This is a genomic window from Erwinia sp. AnSW2-5, assembly GCF_045107195.1.
In the GTDB taxonomy this organism is placed as follows: Bacteria; Pseudomonadota; Gammaproteobacteria; order Enterobacterales; family Enterobacteriaceae; genus Erwinia.
In genome coordinates, this window is the sequence record NZ_JBJGXA010000001.1 from 152,870 (window position 1) to 170,376 (window position 17,507).

The following is a 17,507-nucleotide window of genomic DNA, read 5'->3' on the forward strand; positions in this document are numbered from 1 at the left end:
GGACCTGCGTCGTTCATTTCGTTCACTACCCAAAATAATAACTTACCTACACCTACAGGAATTCATCCATGAACGTGAATAAAATCGCACTGTTGATTGGTGCTCTTGCACTGGCACCCGCTTCCCAGGCAAAAGATCTGCGTATTGGTGTTGCTCTGGCGAACTTCGATCTTAACTTTGTCTCCATTCTGCGAACGCAGATGGCGAAAGAGATGGAAAAAGAGCAGATCCAGGGACAGTTTGAAGATGCTAAAGGTGATGTCGCGGTACAGGTACAGCAGGTTGAGAACTTTATTAACCAGGGCGTTGACGCCATCATCCTCAATCCGGTGGATACCCAGGGGGTAAAACCGATGATGGAGGCGGCGAAGCGCGCCAACATCCCGCTGATTTTCGTCAACCGTAAACCGGAAGTCGAACTGAGCGGAAAAATGGCCTACGTCGGCTCCGATTCGCTGCTGGGTGGACGCATGGAGATGGAGGCGCTGGCGAAAAAAATGAACTACAAAGGTAACGTCGCCATTCTGATGGGCGCGTTGTCAGCGGAAGAGGCACGCCAGCGCACCAAAGCCACGGAAGATGTCATCGCCAAATATAAAGGGATGAAAGTGGTCGAGAAGCAGTCTGCCCAGTGGATGCGTAACGAAGCCGTGGATGTCACCTCCGGCTGGTTGTTGTCTGGCGATAAGATCGATGCGATAGCTGCCAACAACGATGAGATGGCGATTGGCGCGATTATGGCGCTGAACCAGAGCGGCAAGAAAGATATTCTGGTCGCCGGGATCGACGGCACCCCGGATGCGCTGCAATTTATCAAAAACGGCAAGCTGGCATTAACCGTTTTCCAGGATGCCGCAGGCCAGGGTAAAGGCGCAGTTACCATGGCAAAACAGGTCATTGATGGCAAAAATGGCGACAAGTTTATGTGGATCCCGTATCAGGTGATCACCAAAGATAATTACGAAGCCTTCACCAGCAAAAACGTTAAATAATCCCCGCCTGGCCCTGGTGAACAGGGCCTGATAGTCCCCTTTCTGAATATTTTCCATTCCACGATTAAAAAAGTGTGATGCCAGTAGCATTTCCTGTGCGATATGCATACTATTTCGCCACTGAGCCACGCCCTTCGTTGCTCAACAAAAACCTCCCTGTTTCCTGCTGAGAATGTTGGACATGCATCTTGATTAGTCGCCGTCGGTTCATATTGGGCACCGGTGCGTTTATGCTTGCCATGAGCACCGATAACCTGTTCGCCCGTCAGGACTTTTTCCCGCTATGGCCGGATGAACCACCAGGCGGCGGCGGCCCGACAGGCGCGCTACGCATTTCTGCGAACGGATCCTGGTCCAACATTGTCAGCCCCGGTATTCAGCGCTTTGTGCCGGAGAACCCTAACGGTAAAGCGGTGCTGATTGCCGCTGGCGGTGGTTATCGCTGGATCGGTATGGGGCGGGAAGGGTGGCCGGTGGCGCGCTGGCTGAACAGCAAAGGCTATACCGCCTATGTGCTCAGCTATCGCCTGCCGGGTGAACACTGGCAGGATGGCAACCGCGTGGCGTTTCAGGATGCACAGCGGGCGATCCGTCTGGTGCGTTCAATGGAAAATAATGTGCACCTGCTCGGCTTTTCGGCCGGGGGGCATATGCTGGGTCTGGCGGCGGCGCGCCCGGATTACGCGTCCTATGCTCCGCAGGATACGATTGACCAGATCGTCCCCAAAGCGGACAGCGTGGGTCTGATTTACCCGGTGATCACCCTCGAACCTCCTTACACCCATACCAATACGCACCTGTCGCTGGTGGGCAATCATCCGTCCCCGGCGGAAGAGGCCAACTGGTCCGTGCAGAACTATGTCACCCGCGCCTATCCGCCGTTGTTCCTCGCCCAGGCAGAAGATGACCGCACCTCAGACCCGGAAAATAGCGTGATCATGCACGAAACTTGCCGCAAAGCCGGGGTTTCGGTGCAGATGATCCGTATTTCACAGGGCGGTCATGGTTTTGGCCTGGGCAAGGCAGGAACGCCTGCCGCTATCTGGGATGAAGCCTATGCGGTGTGGCTGGCGGCGCGCAGCTGATTCGGGTCAGGCATGCCTGACCCCTACCTATTTTCGTGCAAAGTGTAGGGGCGGGGCATGCCCCGCCCGCGATAATATCATCGTTGCAAAAACGCCAGCAGATCCTGATTTAACTGGTCCTGATGGGTGACGGCAAAGCCATGCGGCGCGTTGTCATACACTTTCAGCTCCGATCCGGGGATCATCGCGGCGGCCAGCTTGCCGGTGGCTTCAAACGGCACAATCTGGTCATGGCTGCCGTGGATCACCAGCGTCGGCACGGTCACTTTCGCGATATCTTCGCGGAAATCAGTCCCTTCAAACGCGGTTACACAATCAATGGTGCCTTTCAGCGAGGCCAGCAGCGCAATATTCAGCGTCTGGGTCAGTACGCCGTCGGAAATTGTTTGCCCGGCGTTAATGCCGTAGAACGGTGTGGCAAAGTCTTTGATAAATTGCGCCCGATCCTTGCATTTTTTCGGAGCGTTCCGTGCAGGTCTTCGCTACGTCAAAGCCAGCCGTGAACTGCATCGGGTGCTGGTGCGTACCGCGATTTACTTCTTCTTTGCCAGCGTCACCTGGGCACTGCTGCCGCTGGTGGCCCGGTGATGATTCAGATTGAGTACCAGATCGCACCCGAAGATCGTCCGGCGTTTCTGGCAGAGATTAAAAAATTGTCGCTTATCCGCCGCCGTGATGGGGCTTACGCCTGGGGCATTGCCGAGCACAGCCATGATGCCCGCACGCTGATCGAGTGGTTCCTGGTAGAGTCCTGGCATGAGCATCTGCGTCAGCATCAGCGCGTCTCCCACGCCGATGCGGATTTACAAAGCAGCGTGACCCGTTTCCATCAGGGGGAAGAGAAGCCCCGGGTACACCACTTTATCTCTCTGCACTAATCCGCCGTCATCTTTCTGATTGAGAAAACCCGTAACCAGGACTATAGTCCTGGTTACGGGTTTTTTATCGGGTAAAGGACTATGCCGACCTATATGACGCCGGAGTTTGATCAAGAAAGAAAGCGTTTTCGTATTAGTGACCAGAAACTCTGCAAGGCCGCAGAACTCGTCAGAAATGGTGCTCACGATGGCCATTTAGGCCGCAGCGTGTATAAGAAACGTATTGGTGTTGCTGGTAGCGGTGCCAGTGATGGTGCTCGCTCAATCATTTTTTTCTCTCATGGTGAACACCTCTTTTTTTTCGACATATATGTGAAAAGTGAGCTGTCTAAAAAGAAGGGAAAAGAACTGGAAGTGGATGAGATAGAATCCTATTGCGATGTGGCTCAAGATTTTTTGAAAATGAGCGATCATCTCAGGCAACAGCTTATTAAAGTGAAAGAACTTATTGAGGTAAATTGCGATGACTGAACGTTTGAAGCGCCTTCAGGGCATGGCGAATCGTTATAACAAACTGGGCGTAGTCTCTGATGAAACTGTCGCTCGCGTGGATGCGCGCATGAAAGCGCGCCAGTTGCGCGAGCGATTGCCCAAAATTCGTAGTATGGATGGGGTACAAATCAAAAGCCTTCGTATCCGTTATGGCCTTTCTCAGGCCGATCTGGCGATGACCCTGGGCATGTCGATAGAAAGTGTGTCCAAATGGGAACGTAATGAAAGTCAGCCCGGTAACGCCGCGCTACGTATTTTGAATACCATTGAAACTAAAGGGCCGGAAGTTTTTGCAGAATAGCATTCGGGCTTCTTCTTAAGATGGTGAGCGCTCTTCCCATATGACTTTCAGGGCCGTTAACGGCCCTGTTCATTACGCTTTTTCCACCTTATCAACACTCCCCTCTAACGCCTGCATCAGCTGAGAGAGAGACGCATCAAGACTCGCCAGCACCTCCGCAGGCAACACCGATAGCATCTGACGTTCGTTCTCAACATGCGGCCCCACGGCGCGTTCGATCAGTTCCAGCCCCTCGGGCGTGAGCTGCACCAGGGTGCTGCGTGCATCTTGCTGGCTGGCTGTGCGCAATATCAGCCCACGGGTTTCCAGCCGCTTCAGGCGATGCGTCATGGTGCCCGATGTCACCATCAATGTGGAGAATAGTGCGGTTGGGCTTAGGCAATAAGGCGCACCAGAACGCCGCAGAGTTGCCAGCATATCGAACTCCCAGCTTACTAAATCAAAGCGGGCAAAACCCACTTCCAACTGCTGCTCAAGCAGGATGGCACAACGCTTGATACGTCCGATCGGTCCCATCGGGCTGGTATCCAGATCGGGGCGTTCGCGCCGCCATTGTCCGAGGATGATATCGACCGCATCACGCGGCGCTTGAGGAGTTCGATTATTCATTTGTCTTGACTTCAAGATAGTTGATCAACAGAATCATAATATCTTGAATTGAAGGTAATGTCATGAACACTACACCCTCCCTGCGCTACTGGCGCGATGTTTTGCTGACGGCCCTGGCTCCGGCTATCTGGGGCTCCACCTATATTGTGACTTCGGAGCTGCTGCCGCCCGATCGGCCATTCACGGCGGCATTAATCCGCGTGTTGCCCGCTGGCCTGTTGCTGCTGCTGTTCACGCGACAGATGCCCGCCCGGCGTGACGTGTGGCGTTTGATCGTGCTCAGTGCCTTAAACATTGGTGTTTTCCAGGCGCTGCTGTTTGTCGCGGCCTACCGCCTGCCCGGTGGCCTGGCAGCGGTGCTGGGCGCCATCCAGCCCTTGCTGGTGATGGTGCTGGTCTGGGCGGTGGATCGTCGCTCACCGGCACTGGCCACACTGTGGTCGGCGGTGGCCGGGGTGGTGGGAATGGGCGTGCTGCTGCTCTCGCCACAGACAGTGTTCGAACCGCTCGGTATGGCAGCGGCGTTGTTGGGGGCAGCCTGCATGGCGACCGGCGTCTGGCTGACGCGCCGCTGGCGAGTGGATCTTCCGGTGCTGTCACTCACCGGCTGGCAGTTAGTGATTGGCGGGGTGATGCTGGCGCCCGTAGCGTGGCAGATCGATGCGCCGCTGCCTGTACTGACGCTGACGCAGTGGGCCGCCTACAGCTATCTCAGCCTGGCTGGGGCACTGCTTGCTTATTCACTTTGGTTCCGCGGGGTTGCCCGCTTGCCGACGGTCGCGGTTGCCTCGCTGGGCTTGCTAAGCCCGCTGGCTGCGGTAGTGCTGGGCTGGGCGTTGCTGGGGCAATCCATCACCGGGACCGCATTACTGGGGTTGGTGGTGGTGCTGGGCAGCGTGTTTGCCGTGCAGTGGACAACTACGCGCGCCCGTTAAGCGCGGTTCTCCTTTCCTGACGGCCATCTCAGGATGGATTTTCTGACCCTTGGGAGAAGGCCGGGGCTGAGTAAGAAGATGGCCAGTGCTGCTTAATTATCGCCAGCGGCTGAACCGCTTACTATGCCGCACACTGCATAAAACGATAATATTCTATTAGAGCATTGATCGGCTCAGGCCACCATCGACAGGGAGGGCGATGCCGGTAATATACCCGGCGTCTTCACTCGCCAGGAATGCAACAACGGTGCCAAATTCTTCCACTGTGCCATAACGGCCGACGGGGATCTGTTGCTGGCTTTCTGCGGCAATGACGGCACGATCAACGCCGCGATCCTCCGCATCCATAGCATCCAGGCGCGTGGTGCGTTCCGTGGCAAAACGGCCGGGTAACACCACATTGACCGTCACGCCTTCGCGGGCCACCTCGGCTGCCAGGGTTTTTGCCCAGGCGGCCAGCGCCGATCTCAGGGCATTCGATGCCGTCAGGTCGGCAATCGGTTCACGAATGCTGGTTGAGGAAACCGCGAGGACCCTGCCAAAACCGCGCTGACGCATGGCCGGAAGAAAGTGAGTCGCTATCCTGACCTGGCTGAGAAACATCGCTGTAAACTGTGTCTGCCAGAGTGCTTCATCAAACCCCGAGGCGGCAAACGGCGGCGGACCACCACCATTCAACAGGATGATATCAATGCTGTTCAGACGCTGGCTGACGTCAGCCAGCAGACGGGAAACGCTGTCGCTGTCCTGCAAATCACAGGCAAAGAGGGTGACCGATCCGGGATGCCCGGCCAGATGCTCCCCGGCGGCATGGAGCGCGGAAACATCGCGCCCGACCAGAGCCACGTCGATACCGCGCTGAACCAGTGCCGCAGCCACGCCAAGGCCAAGCCCCCGACTACCGCCCAGCACCAGAGCGGTGCGCTTGTGTTGAATGCTGTTCATATCATCACTCCTGTTGTGCGTCGGCGGCGTTGCCAGCCAGCGTGCGTAAGGCGTCTGCCAGCATGGCAATATCCCGATCGGTGGTATTAAGGTGTACAGAAGCACGCAGTAGCTCAGTGATACCGCGCATGTTCAGATCGTAAGGGGTGTACTCCGGGCCGTTAACACCCAGGGTGATACCCTGCCCGGCAAGATGCTGCTTCACGGTGGCACAAGAAAACCCGTCAACCGTAAAAGTCACGAAGGCGGCCTTCTCATGACCCAGATCGAGCAGATGAACATGGGGCAGAGAGGCAAGCGCGTCACGCAACGCAGAGGCCCGGGCATGCAGCGTTTTCCTGATGTTGCCCAGGCCCAGCGCCAGCGCCTGATCTATCGCCGTCGCCAGACCCAGCCTGAGCGCAACGGCACCTTCGGCAACCTCGACCGCCCGGGCGCTGTTCGCGACCTGCACGTCTCCAGCCAGCCAGCGGGCTGAAAAGTTATCGATCTTGCGTGGAACGAGCTGGGCCGTCAGACGGGGTGAGAGATAAGCGAGAGCCGTACCACGCGGGCCGCGCAGATATTTTCGTCCGCAGGTGACGAGGGCATCACAACCGATTTCCGCCACGTTGACGTCAAGTTGCCCAACGGCCTGGCTGGCATCAATGATAAACAGGGCCGGTGAGCCACTTTCCCTGATCGCTTTCCCCAGCGCGGCGGCGGGGTTGATCAGTGCGCTGCTGGCACCAATCCAGGTGAGCGCGACAATGCGTACCTCCGGCGTCAGTACCGCAGAGATCGCGGCAACATCCACCGCCGTGGAACTGTCAGCGGGCATCAGTGACAGCGTGGCTCCACTCAGCGTGGCCGCCTGTTGCAGGCACAGTAAATTGCCCGTCCATTCCTGGCGACTGACGAGGATTTTATCCCCGGCGGCCAGCGGAATCGCCGCGATAATGTCCGCGTAAAGCTGGCCGTGGCCGGTGCCAAAGGCGATCTCCTGCGGTGTACATCCCAGCAGATGCGCGGCGGAGTCGTAGCTTTTCGTCAGCCTGTCTGCGACCCTGGCACCTGCCTCCATCGGGCCATGATCTCTTTCACTTTGCAGGTGGTCGATGATGGTCTGGTGTGTTTCGGGCGAGGTGATCCCGGCACCGCTGTGATTAAAATGAACCAATGGCACGGAGGGCCTCCTGTCAGCGAACGTAGAAAATCGCTTCGACTTCAACGGGGACATTGGCCGGTAATCCCGCCATGCCGAGTGCAGAACGCGCATGTTCACCGCGAGCACCGAACACCGTATTCATCACTTCGGACGCACCGTTACCAATCTGTGAGAAGGCGCTGAAACCGGGGGCCGCATTGATAAAGACGGTGAGTTTTGCGAGTTCTACCACCCGATCCAGATCGCCCTCAAGCGCCTGCTCAACCCAGTAAATGATGTTTGCCGCGCAGAGGCGTGCACAGTGCAGCGCAGTATCGGTATCTATTTCAGCGCCCACTTTCCCGACATAAGGAATGTCATTGAGGATTTCCGGGATCTGACCGGAGACATACAGGACATCGCCCACGCGTTTTGTCGGCGCAAATGGCAGGTCGGGGCGAGACAGTGCGGGCCATGCTACGCCGCAGGATTGCAGCTTTTGTTTATACAGTGACATCAGAACTCCTTCGCTTTTTTCGGCATCTTAGCATTGGGTCTGAACCTCATGTATCCTGATAATTATTGTCTCGGTATAAGGTTTTTTTATGGCTATCGACGTGGATCTCAGGTCACTGAAAATGTTTATCGCCATTGCAGAGGCTGGCGTAATCAGTCAAGCGGCAGATCGGCTGGCCCGGACGCAGGCGGCTGTCAGTATGCAGTTGCAGAAGATGGAGAAAGACCTCGATGTGAAGCTGGTGACCCGGACATCGCGCGGAGTCGTACTGACGGAGCCGGGTGAGGTGGTGCTGGCTTATGCGCGGAAGATGATCGCGTTATCGGATGATATGCAAAGGCATCTGGCCGGGAAAAAGCTGGTGGGACGTGTACGTCTTGGCATGGTGGAGGACCTGGCGGTCACCCGCCTTCCTGCGGCTATCGCCGAATTCAGACGGCATCATCCCTCCGTCGATATTGAGCTGACATCCTCCTATTCAGAGGGACTGGCACGTTCGCTGAAAGAAGGGCGTAGCGATATTGTGGTGGGCGATCCGGCACGTTTTACCCAGGCTGCCAAAAGCTATATATCCAGAGAACTGGTGTGGTGTGCCAGTCGGATGATGGTGTTTGATGATGCCGCGCCACTGCCATTTATTCTCTTCGATGGCACCTGTTCCTGGCAGGATAAAATGATCGCGTCTCTTGCTGAAGCCGGCATTCCCTGGGAGGTCGGCTGCCGGGTTTCCACCTTCTCTGCCATGATTTCTGCCCTGCGGGCCGGGTTGGGTATTGGGTTATTGCTACAGGAAGGGGTGCCAGCGGATTGCGAAAATATTGAGGGGCGATGTGGCCTGCCGACTGCGCCCTGTGCGGAGTTCGGTGTTTATCTGTGTGACAATCCCCCGCCAATAGTGGAGGCGTTAGCGATGTTTCTGCGCAGCGGCTATTGATGAAACGGTGATTGCCACCCGATATTAAATCCCTATAGACTATGCGTCTAACCTGTTGAGGACGACCTCATCTGCCAGGAATGATTCGGGACGACCCGCTTGCTAACACCGGAGTGTGTTATGGCTTGGTTAATTCTGACCATCGCAGGTATTTTTGAAATTGTCTGGTCTGCGGCGATGAAAGAGTCGCATGGCTTCTCCAGACTCTGGCCTTCCATTATGACTATCGGCGGTATGCTCATCAGTTTTGGCTGCCTGGCGTATGCTATGCGTTCGCTGCCATTGGGGACGGCTTATACTATCTGGACCGGCATCGGTGCTGTGGGTGCGTTCGCGATAGGGATTTTCTTTCTTGGGGAACCGGCCAATACGATGCGTATTCTGGCGGCGGTACTGATAATTTCAGGCCTGGTGCTGATGAAAATTTCTTCCTGATCTCCCTGAATTAATTTAATTCGTTCCGTTAAAAAAACAGGCCAGCGATCGCTGGCCTGTTTCGTTGTCATAACATGTTGACGGTAAAGGGAGAGATAAAGTCGCAGGGAATCACACATCCGCTACCTCGTACTTTTGGCTGTAGCGAGATTACTCTATTCTGTTGGCAACAGGTTCAGCCACCGGAGTACAGGCATTTAACTCATCATGAAAAATACAGTGAAAGAGAAACAGACTCAGAAAGCGACGGCCAGTGAAGTGGCAGAACTGGCCGGGGCCTCTAAATGGACCGTACTGCGGGCGTTCAAACCGGATGTCTCCATTTCCCCTCTGGCTCGCGAAGGCGTGCTGGCTACGGCGAAAAAAACCGGCTCTCGGCCTGGCCTGCTGGCGCACAGCCTGAAGCCGCGCAGAACCCATATTATTGGCGTGGTGGCCGATGAGTTTAGCAATCCTCATACCCTGAAAATGCTCAACGAAGTGACGCGTCAGCTGAATGAGCGTGGCTCTATGGCGCTGCTGCTGAATGTGGACTCGGACGCGAACTACCAGTCAGTACTGCAAATGGCCGGACAGTTGCAGGTCGATGCTTTGCTGTTCCTTGCCACCATTTCCAGCGATGAACTGGTTGTTGCCGTGGACGAGTTGCACCCGATCCCCAGCATTCACGTGTGCCGCGGCACCGACAGTGCCGATGTGGACGTGGTGAGCGTGGACGGTTATGCGGCCGGTGCCGAAATCGGTCGTTTGCTGCTGTCGCAGGGCTATCATCGTTTTGGCTATATGAAAGGTCACGAGACGTCGTCAACCCATCTGCTGCGCATGGAGGGCTATGCTGCCAGTCTGGATGCTGCGGATAAAACGCTTAATAAAGTGCTGGTGGCGGGTCACTGCGATCGGGAAATGGCCTATCAGACGATGATGACCTACCTGAAAAATACCTGGGCTTCTGAGCGCGTGGATGCGCTGTTCTGCGAAAATGACGTGCTGGCTTTTGGTGCCATGCAGGCCATTCGCGACTTCGGCCAGGGTACGCATATCGGCGTCGTGGGCTTTGATGACGTAGGTGAAGCCCGCTCTTCCATGTGGAATCTGACCACCTGGGCGCAGCGCTGCGACTTGCAGATTGCCGAAGCGCTGAACCGCCTGCTCGACAATCGCGCGGATGAAAAGGGTGCCTGGCGCAAAGGCGAACTGAAAATCCGCCATTCACACCTCAGCCGCGAAGTGCATGGCGAAATGGCCCAGTGCGGCTGTGCCTGCCGCAGCTGACACCGACAGACGAAAAAAAACCATGACGTAACGTCATGGTTTTTTTGTCGCACTTATCCGCTAAAGGGATCAGCGCATCGTCACAAACTCTTCCGAACCGGTCGGGTGGATCGCCACGGTATTGTCGAAGTCTTTCTTCGTCGCGCCCATTTTCAGTGCGACTGCAAAGCCCTGCAACATCTCGTCCATACCGTAACCGATGCCGTGGATGCCGACGATTTTCTCATCAGCGCCCACACACACCAGCTTCATGCGGCACGGCTGGCGGTGCTGGGTCACGGCGGTGTACATCGCTGTGAATGATGATTTGTACACTTTCACCTGGTCATCACCAAACTTCTCGCGTGCTTCCGGCTCGCTCAGGCCCACGGTGCCGATTGGCGGGTGGCTGAACACCACGGTGGGCACATTGCTGTAGTCCAGATGCTCGTCCGGCTTGTTGTTAAACAGGCGTTCGGACAGGCGACGACCTGCGGCAACCGCCACTGGCGTCAGCTCGACCGCGCCCGTGTTATCACCGACGGCGAAGATGCCCTTCACGTTGGTGTTCTGGTACTTATCAACGCTGATGTAACCTTTTTCGTTCAGCTTCACGCCGGTCACGTCAAGGTTCAGGTTGTCGGTCATTGGCTCACGACCAATCGCCCACACCAGGCAGTCAACCGTCTGCTCTTTGCCGTTTTCCAGCTGCAAGGTCAGGCTGCCGTCAGCGTTCTTCACCACCGCTTTCGGGATGGATTCGGTGTGCAGCGTTGGGCCTTCGGTGTTCATCACTTCAACCAGCGTGTCGACAATCAGCGGATCGAAGCTACGCAGCGGCGCATGTTTACGCACGTACAGATGGGTTTCAGAACCCAGCGCGTTCAGAACGCCCGCAATTTCTACGGCGATATATCCCGCACCGACAACCGCAGTGCGTTTCGGCAGGGCCTGCAGCTCAAAGAAGCCATCGGAGTTAATGCCGTGTTCCGCGCCTGGAATGGTTGGCTGGCTTGGGCGGCCGCCGGTGGCGATCAGAATATGGTCGGCGGTGATCTTCTCGCCGTTGACTTCAACAGTGTGCGCGTCAACGAAACGGGCATAACCTTTGATCACGTCAACATTGTTTTTACCCAGTACGTTGTCGTACGAGGTGTGGATACGGTCGATATAGGCGCTGCGGTTTTTCAGCAGCACGTCCCAGTTAAACTGGTTCACGGTGGTATCGAAGCCGTAGTCCGGGCCGTAGTTATGGATAGCTTCGGCAATCTGTGCCGCATGCCACATCACTTTCTTCGGTACGCAGCCAACGTTAACGCAGGTGCCGCCGAGATCTTTCGCTTCGATTATCGCGCATTTCTGGCCATACATGGCCGCACGGTTAATGGAGGCGATACCGCCGCTGCCGCCGCCGATGGCAAGGTAGTCATAATGTCTGGTCATCGAGTCTTCCGGTTAAGTGAGTTAAATCAGCTGGCGTAGAGTGTAACGCCACAAGGGGAAAACCCCCAAAGATTGCGTCTATGATTGTGATAGGGAAGGTACAGAGCAAGCCCCGTGCCTGGGATGGCTGACGACATCAGCAGAGGGTTCAGCGTGCTGGTGCATCATCTATTCGTATTTTCTTTTTATCATGTCACCATTTTCCTTAATGAAATACTCACCATCATGAACGCCAAATGAAATATTATTGTTCTTACCATTCCAGACGGTAAAATACTTTTCTTTATCAATGCAGTTGATGTTTGTCGTCATATCATCAAAACAGAGTCGGTCATAGCCATCCGTTTCTTTATAACCCTCGCCAAAATCCCAAAAGATCACGGAGTAAAAACCATCTTTCTCTGGGTTGGGAATGTTATATTTTTCTTTCAACATGGCTTTATTTTTTAACCACCAAGTGATTTTTTCTTTATCCAGAAAAGGGAAGTTTTTTACTAAAACATAACTATGGCTACCGTTTTTATGAACTGCAACAATATCCACTGGCCGCTGGGACCACCAGAGTAAGCCCGCATGCAATGTAACGGCTAAAAGTAGAAAGGTATAAATGGTTTTCCTAATGGTTAATTTCATTACGCCCTCCATTAATTCCGATTGGTGCTTCCATGTTGTCCATAATAAAATGCTCCTTGTGTGATACCCGTTTAAAATGATTTGGGTATGTCTTCCTTGATGATTGTTATCGGAGAAATAATAAACAATCGCGGGCTATTTTGTAAACAGAACGGTTTACATCAGCAAGTAGTTCAGCATGCTGGCATCTCGTCTATTCGTATTTTTTCTTTATCATGCCACCGTTGTCTTTTAAATAATATATTCCACTGTCCATACGAAAATATAGACCCGTATTTATACTGTATTTCACCATCATCATAGAGTCTTTATCAATACAGTTAATTTTTGTTTTCATGTCCTCAAAGCAGAGAAGATCATAACCATCTGTTTCTTTGTATCCTTCGCCAAAATTCCAGAATATTACAGTGAATGACCCATCTTCATTTGGAGTGGGGATGCCGTATTTTAATTTTAATTTTGATTTATTTTCCATCCACCAATTGATTCTTCCTTTCTCTGTGAGTGGAAAGGTTTTTACCAGGATGTCACTATAATTATTTTTCTTATGAACTGAGACTATTTCAACTGGACGCAATGAAAGCCAGATGCTGCACCCAGAAATAATACAGACAGAAAAGAGCAGCGTATATATTATTTTTTTACTTTTTTCTCTCATTACGTCCTCCGGTAATTTCAACTGTGGCTTCCATATTGGTCATAAAAGGTTTAAATCCGAATTTATCGTAGCGCTGAAGAACGAACCAGATACGGAAAAAAATAAAATCTTTGAATTTAGTGTTAAAAATATCAGCGTTATCGAGACCAAAGTGATCCTGCACTTTGTAATGCACTACAGCACGGTAGCTATCGTTATTAATCTGTAGCGATTTTAGTGTTATATGCGTTGCCCAGGTATCGTGGACAGTAATCCCCATACCATTGATGTTATCCTTAAATCTGTCAAATTTAGGGAGCTTTACCCTGGATATTGCGTCTCGCAGTTCATCCTTATTTTCTGATGGGTAGTATTTATTTTCCCAATCTATCTTTGAGCTAAATGTTTCTTTTAAAATAAGGTATGTACTATTTTTAGACTTATCATTCAATATTTGCTCTTTCAGCGCTGCATCCAAATGCATACTGGTAAATGCCGCACCGTTGCCGTTCTGCATATGCGTGATCATCTGACCGATCAGATGTCTGTAAGGGCCGTAAAGAGAGAATGTGCGGGATAAGTCGCGGAACTCATCAAACAAAATGCGAGCACACTCCTGACGACTTATTTTTTCACTCGCGCCATGTGAGTTCCTGTACATCGACGATGAACGGTTAAACGTGGTGAATTTTGTCAGCGTGAAAGGGTCCACTCGTCCGGAGACATGATTAAGACGAAAACGTGTTTTTAACTGTTCTGCCGTCAGTTCACCACATTGCATATCTTTGGCATTGTGATCGTCCATGCGGTTTTGCGTGGTGAACAGCGTGCAGGGTAAGGGGAGTGCAGTCATAATAAAACGCTCCTTGTGTGATACCCATTTCCAAATAATGCTGGGTATATCGTCCATGACGGTCTTCGTCGGTGAAATAATAAGCGGTGATGACGTGTTATGTAAACACAGCGGGCGTCCATAAAAGGTCGTACGTTGAGGCAGGCACAGAGCAAGCCCTGTGCCTGTTTGTATTACGGTGTCAGCACGGTTTGCATCAGCAGGCGATTTAGCGCGCTGGCATCGCGGCGGGTGGCATCGAGTAGCGGTGGGCGTTCCTGCTGCGCCAGCTGCTGCTTAATAAAGGCATGGATGCGTTCACGGCGTGGGCCGTGTTCGGCTTCGCCAGACTGGCGTTTACGCTCCAGTAATGCCGCGATCTCCGCCCGCAGCAGCGGGTCACTGACCGTTCCCGCCATCAACTGATCAAAACGCATCGGCGGCACGCCTTTTCCAGCCTCAATCCACTGCACGGCCAGCAGCGGGCGCAGCACGTAAAAGTACTTTTTCAGCCGCACCTGTTCACCCTGTAGATAACCGCGAAAGTTCTTCTTCGCCATCGCCAGGTAGTGGTAGCGCGCCCGCAGATCGCTGAAGAAATCGGGTACCAGCCCGCGTAACGCCTTCACGGTTTCAGGGTGCTGACGATAGATGACGGGTGAATCCAGCCACTCCATCAGCGTCGGGTTGGCGGCTTTCAGCAGCCCCAGTGTTTTACGCAGCTCCCAGCCGCAGACATCCAGCTCGCTGTCGATCGGCAGTTCGATAACATCACGCGGTGGCTCCACGCGCAGATACCACTCGGGCTGATGCACATAGATAAAGCGCACATCGTAGTCACTGTCGGGAGAGGAAAACCCCCAGCCCCGGCTGCCGGACTCGCAGGCATACAGCACGCGCACATTGTCGCGCACTTCGATAGTTTTCAACGCTGCCAGTACCCGCTCCCGCATCGCCGGACTGACTGCTTCTTCCATTTTCATCAGGGTGGCTCCTTATCCTTTAACACACACCACCTGACGCAGCGTATGCACAATTTCCACCAGTGAGGCCTGTGCGGCCATCACGGCATCGATATCTTTATAGGCCATCGGGATCTCATCGATGACGTTGCTGTCTTTGCGGCACTCAACGTGGGCGGTAGCGCGCTGCTGGTCGGCCACCGTGAAGCGGTTTTTCGCCTCGGTACGGCTCATGACCCGCCCGGCACCGTGGCTGCATGAACAGAAACTCTCTTCATTGCCCAGCCCGCGCACGATAAAGCTTTTTGCCCCCATCGATCCGGGAATAATCCCCATCTCGCCTTTACGTGCCGATACTGCGCCTTTGCGGGTCACCAGGATGTCTTCACCAAAGTGCTGTTCACGCTGCACATAGTTATGGTGGCAATTTACCGCCTGTTCCTCGGCGATAAACGGCTTCGACAACGCCAGCGCCAGTGCCGTCAGCGTCTGCTGCATCATCACCTGGCGGTTGTGACGGGCAAATTCCTGCGCCCATTCCACCGCCTCAATATAGTCGGCAAAGTGCTGGCTGCCTTCGCTGAAGTAAGCCAGATCGCGGTCCGGCAGATTAGCGATGTGCTGCTGCATATCCTCCCTGGCAAGGGTGATAAACAGGTTGCCGATGGCATTACCCACGCCGCGTGAACCGCTGTGCAGCATCACCCAGACTCGCTGCGCTTCATCCAGACACAGCTCAATAAAGTGGTTGCCGGTACCCAGCGTGCCGAGGTGGTGGTAATGGTTGGTTTTCAGCAACGCCGGGTATTTATCGGTGATGCGTTTAAAGCCCGCTTCCAGTACCTGCCAGTGGATATCCACCGCCTGCGGGGGGGTATTCCATGCCCCCCGGTCGTTACGTGAACGGCCACTGCTGCGGCCATGCGGCACCGCGCGCTCAATGGCACTGCGGATGCCGAACAGATTATCCGGTAGATCGCTGGCCATCAGCGAGGTGCGCACCGCCATCATGCCGCAGCCAATATCCACGCCAACCGCCGCCGGGATAATCGCCCCTTTAGTCGGGATCACACTGCCGATGGTCGAGCCTTTACCGACGTGTACATCCGGCATCACCGCCAGATGGCGATAGATAAACGGCATCCGTGCCGTATTCAGCAGCTGTTGCTGCGCTTTGGGATCGACGGGCACGCCCTCGGTCCACATTTTTATCATTGCCGCGCCCGGCGCGGTCAGCTGTTGCATACTCATTGTCAGTTTCCTTTGATCTGTACCAGTCCGTTCAGCACCTGGTCCAGGCCGCCAAACACGGAGATTTTATCAATGCGCTCTGCCACTCTTTCCAGGGTTTCCAGCTCTTTCAGACGCAGTGCCACCGGGTTGTTCTCCATCACTTTGGCGGTGTTCAGCAGCGAACGCGTGGCGGCGGTCTCTTCACGCCGACGGATCACGTTAGCCTGCGCGGATTTCTCTGCTTCTACCAGTCGGGAGAGTATCGTTTTCATTTCACCCGGCAGGATGATGTCTTTGACGCCCACGGAGACCACTTCCATCCCGAAGGCGGCAACATTCTGGCGGATCTGCGTGCTGACCAGCTCATCAATCACCTGCTTATTTTCCAGCAGCTCATCCAGGCTGCGCGTACCTACTGCTTCCCGCAGCGCAAACTGTAACTCACGGTAGAGGTATTCCAGCGGTTTGGTCAGTTGCGCGCAGGCGTTCATCACATCGCTGTAACGCCAGTTGGCCGCCAGATTAATGCGTAAGCTCACTTTATCGCGTGTCAGGATCTCCTGGCCGCTGACTTCCAGCGCCTGTACGCGGGTATCCATCACGTCGACTTCCACCTGATGATTAAAGCGCCAGTAGCCGCGAGTGCCTGGTGGCAGTAGCGCCTGCGCGATGCCGTCAACCTTCAGGATCCCCACATGCCAGGCGGGCACCAGCGCCAGCAGCACCCCGGCGTGACCGGCCACCACGTGCTGGCGCAGCTGGGGCTGCATCAGGCTGGCAACGATGGACGTCGGGATCGCCACGTCGTCGGTGGGCAGCAGATCGACGCGCTGTTCGCTGCCGTTCAGCCACCACAGGCGGCGTGTTCCCGGCGGCAGGATCTCGACCAGCAGGTCATTTTTATAGTGCAGCCCGACGCAGGTTTCAGGCACTGCGACGATCTGGCAGAACTCATTCACCCACTGCGGATGGTGCTGCTGCAGGTAGTCGGCCAGGGTGTTATCCAGCGGCTGGTTCAGCTCAAACGTTGCCACCTTGAGCTGACGTCGCCAGTCGCGGAAGCGGTACTCCCCGGCGGGCAGAATCTGTTGGTATTCGTCGTTCTTTACCAGCAACGCGATATGGCCTTTCCGTATTTTGATGTTGTTAAACATAGTATCTCCTTGATTTAAAGGTGCACCGCAGAGCGCGGGCAGCAGCGTGAAGCCTGGGGGAGCATCTGAGCGGCACCCGAAACTGGCGGCGGCGCGGAGGTGATGCCCCAGAC

General features: G+C 54.6%; 20 protein-coding genes and 2 pseudogenes. 10 read left to right on the forward strand and 12 right to left on the reverse strand.

Going from position 1 to position 17,507, the window contains the following annotated elements:
* Positions 1–68 precede the first annotated feature (68 nt).
* Both ACFL9S_RS00635 and ACFL9S_RS00640 read left to right on the forward strand, forming a co-directional pair.
* Positions 69–992: a sugar ABC transporter substrate-binding protein gene (locus tag ACFL9S_RS00635; protein WP_405259686.1), complete on the forward strand. Its 924-nt coding sequence runs from the start codon at positions 69–71 to the stop codon at positions 990–992.
* 230 nt (positions 993–1,222) lie between these two features.
* The gene (locus tag ACFL9S_RS00640; protein WP_405259687.1) at positions 1,223–2,077 is read left to right on the forward strand and encodes an alpha/beta hydrolase; all 855 of its coding nucleotides are present in this window, start codon (positions 1,223–1,225) and stop codon (positions 2,075–2,077) included.
* 77 nt (positions 2,078–2,154) lie between these two features.
* Here the strand turns inward: ACFL9S_RS00640 and ACFL9S_RS00645 are convergent.
* Positions 2,155–2,526: pseudogene (locus ACFL9S_RS00645) on the reverse strand (alpha/beta fold hydrolase); the annotation flags it as partial.
* Here ACFL9S_RS00645 and ACFL9S_RS00650 point away from each other — a divergent pair.
* The 4 genes and pseudogenes from ACFL9S_RS00650 (at position 2,492) to ACFL9S_RS00665 (ending at position 3,748) form a co-directional block, all read left to right on the forward strand.
* Positions 2,492–2,665: an MFS transporter gene (locus tag ACFL9S_RS00650; RefSeq protein ID WP_405259688.1), complete on the forward strand. Its 174-nt coding sequence runs from the start codon at positions 2,492–2,494 to the stop codon at positions 2,663–2,665. The pseudogene ACFL9S_RS00645 and the gene ACFL9S_RS00650 sit on opposite strands and share 35 nt — an antisense overlap.
* Positions 2,656–2,955 (forward strand): annotated as a pseudogene (locus ACFL9S_RS00655) (MFS transporter); the annotation flags it as partial. The gene ACFL9S_RS00650 and the pseudogene ACFL9S_RS00655, both read left to right, overlap by 10 nt.
* Before the next feature lie 81 nt (positions 2,956–3,036).
* Positions 3,037–3,426 carry a type II toxin-antitoxin system RelE/ParE family toxin gene (locus ACFL9S_RS00660; RefSeq protein ID WP_405259689.1) on the forward strand — a complete coding sequence of 130 codons (390 nt, stop codon included), beginning with the start codon at positions 3,037–3,039 and terminating at the stop codon, positions 3,424–3,426.
* Entirely contained in the window at positions 3,419–3,748 is a 330-nt protein-coding gene (locus tag ACFL9S_RS00665) for a helix-turn-helix domain-containing protein (RefSeq protein WP_405259690.1), read from the forward strand. Before ACFL9S_RS00660 ends, ACFL9S_RS00665 begins: the two co-directional genes overlap by 8 nt.
* A gap of 72 nt (positions 3,749–3,820) precedes the next feature.
* Here the strand turns inward: ACFL9S_RS00665 and ACFL9S_RS00670 are convergent, their stop codons facing one another.
* The gene (locus tag ACFL9S_RS00670; protein ID WP_405259691.1) at positions 3,821–4,357 is read right to left on the reverse strand and encodes a MarR family winged helix-turn-helix transcriptional regulator; all 537 of its coding nucleotides are present in this window, start codon (positions 4,355–4,357) and stop codon (positions 3,821–3,823) included.
* 62 nt (positions 4,358–4,419) lie between these two features.
* Here ACFL9S_RS00670 and ACFL9S_RS00675 point away from each other — a divergent pair, with 62 nt between their 5' ends.
* Positions 4,420–5,292: an EamA family transporter gene (locus ACFL9S_RS00675; protein ID WP_405259692.1), complete on the forward strand. Its 873-nt coding sequence runs from the start codon at positions 4,420–4,422 to the stop codon at positions 5,290–5,292.
* Between the two features lie 156 nt (positions 5,293–5,448).
* Here ACFL9S_RS00675 and ACFL9S_RS00680 read toward each other — a convergent pair whose 3' ends face one another.
* From ACFL9S_RS00680 to ACFL9S_RS00690, 3 genes are read right to left on the reverse strand one after another with little or no spacing between them, the layout of a single operon-like run.
* Positions 5,449–6,237, reverse strand: a complete 789-nt coding sequence (locus ACFL9S_RS00680; protein ID WP_405259693.1) for an SDR family oxidoreductase — start codon at positions 6,235–6,237, stop codon at positions 5,449–5,451.
* Between the two features lie 4 nt (positions 6,238–6,241).
* Positions 6,242–7,402, reverse strand: a complete 1,161-nt coding sequence (locus ACFL9S_RS00685; protein ID WP_405259694.1) for an aminotransferase class V-fold PLP-dependent enzyme — start codon at positions 7,400–7,402, stop codon at positions 6,242–6,244.
* A 13-nt stretch (positions 7,403–7,415) separates the two neighbouring features.
* Positions 7,416–7,880 carry a RidA family protein gene (locus ACFL9S_RS00690; RefSeq protein WP_405259695.1) on the reverse strand — a complete coding sequence of 155 codons (465 nt, stop codon included), beginning with the start codon at positions 7,878–7,880 and terminating at the stop codon, positions 7,416–7,418.
* 88 nt (positions 7,881–7,968) lie between these two features.
* On the opposite strand from ACFL9S_RS00690, the gene ACFL9S_RS00695 reads away from it, so the two are divergent.
* The 3 genes from ACFL9S_RS00695 to ACFL9S_RS00705 all read left to right on the forward strand — a co-directional run bounded on the left by ACFL9S_RS00695 (position 7,969) and on the right by ACFL9S_RS00705 (position 10,521).
* Positions 7,969–8,814, forward strand: coding sequence for a LysR family transcriptional regulator (locus ACFL9S_RS00695; RefSeq protein WP_405259697.1), 846 nt, complete (start codon positions 7,969–7,971; stop codon positions 8,812–8,814).
* Between the two features lie 120 nt (positions 8,815–8,934).
* The gene (gene sugE / locus ACFL9S_RS00700) at positions 8,935–9,249 is read left to right on the forward strand and encodes a quaternary ammonium compound efflux SMR transporter SugE (protein WP_405259699.1); all 315 of its coding nucleotides are present in this window, start codon (positions 8,935–8,937) and stop codon (positions 9,247–9,249) included.
* Between the two features lie 207 nt (positions 9,250–9,456).
* Entirely contained in the window at positions 9,457–10,521 is a 1,065-nt protein-coding gene (locus ACFL9S_RS00705; RefSeq protein ID WP_405259700.1) for a LacI family DNA-binding transcriptional regulator, read from the forward strand.
* 69 nt (positions 10,522–10,590) lie between these two features.
* Here ACFL9S_RS00705 and gorA read toward each other — a convergent pair whose 3' ends face one another.
* The 7 genes from gorA to ACFL9S_RS00740 form a co-directional block, all read right to left on the reverse strand.
* On the reverse strand, positions 10,591–11,943 hold the full coding sequence (gene gorA, locus ACFL9S_RS00710; RefSeq protein WP_405259701.1) for a glutathione-disulfide reductase: 1,353 nt from the start codon (positions 11,941–11,943) through the stop codon (positions 10,591–10,593).
* Positions 11,944–12,111: 168 nt separating this feature from the next.
* Positions 12,112–12,576 carry a DUF943 family protein gene (locus ACFL9S_RS00715; RefSeq protein ID WP_405259703.1) on the reverse strand — a complete coding sequence of 155 codons (465 nt, stop codon included), beginning with the start codon at positions 12,574–12,576 and terminating at the stop codon, positions 12,112–12,114.
* Positions 12,577–12,769: 193 nt separating this feature from the next.
* The gene (locus tag ACFL9S_RS00720; RefSeq protein WP_405259704.1) at positions 12,770–13,234 is read right to left on the reverse strand and encodes a DUF943 family protein; all 465 of its coding nucleotides are present in this window, start codon (positions 13,232–13,234) and stop codon (positions 12,770–12,772) included.
* Positions 13,218–14,066: a YPO3983 family protein gene (locus tag ACFL9S_RS00725; protein ID WP_405259941.1), complete on the reverse strand. Its 849-nt coding sequence runs from the start codon at positions 14,064–14,066 to the stop codon at positions 13,218–13,220. Before ACFL9S_RS00725 ends, ACFL9S_RS00720 begins: the two co-directional genes overlap by 17 nt.
* A gap of 173 nt (positions 14,067–14,239) precedes the next feature.
* Positions 14,240–15,028: a nucleotidyltransferase domain-containing protein gene (locus tag ACFL9S_RS00730; protein ID WP_405259705.1), complete on the reverse strand. Its 789-nt coding sequence runs from the start codon at positions 15,026–15,028 to the stop codon at positions 14,240–14,242.
* 12 nt (positions 15,029–15,040) lie between these two features.
* Positions 15,041–16,258: an RtcB family protein gene (locus ACFL9S_RS00735; RefSeq protein WP_405259706.1), complete on the reverse strand. Its 1,218-nt coding sequence runs from the start codon at positions 16,256–16,258 to the stop codon at positions 15,041–15,043.
* A 2-nt stretch (positions 16,259–16,260) separates the two neighbouring features.
* Complete coding sequence (locus ACFL9S_RS00740; RefSeq protein WP_405259707.1) at positions 16,261–17,394, reverse strand: slipin family protein; 1,134 nt, start codon at positions 17,392–17,394, stop codon at positions 16,261–16,263.
* Positions 17,395–17,507: the final 113 nt, after the last annotated feature.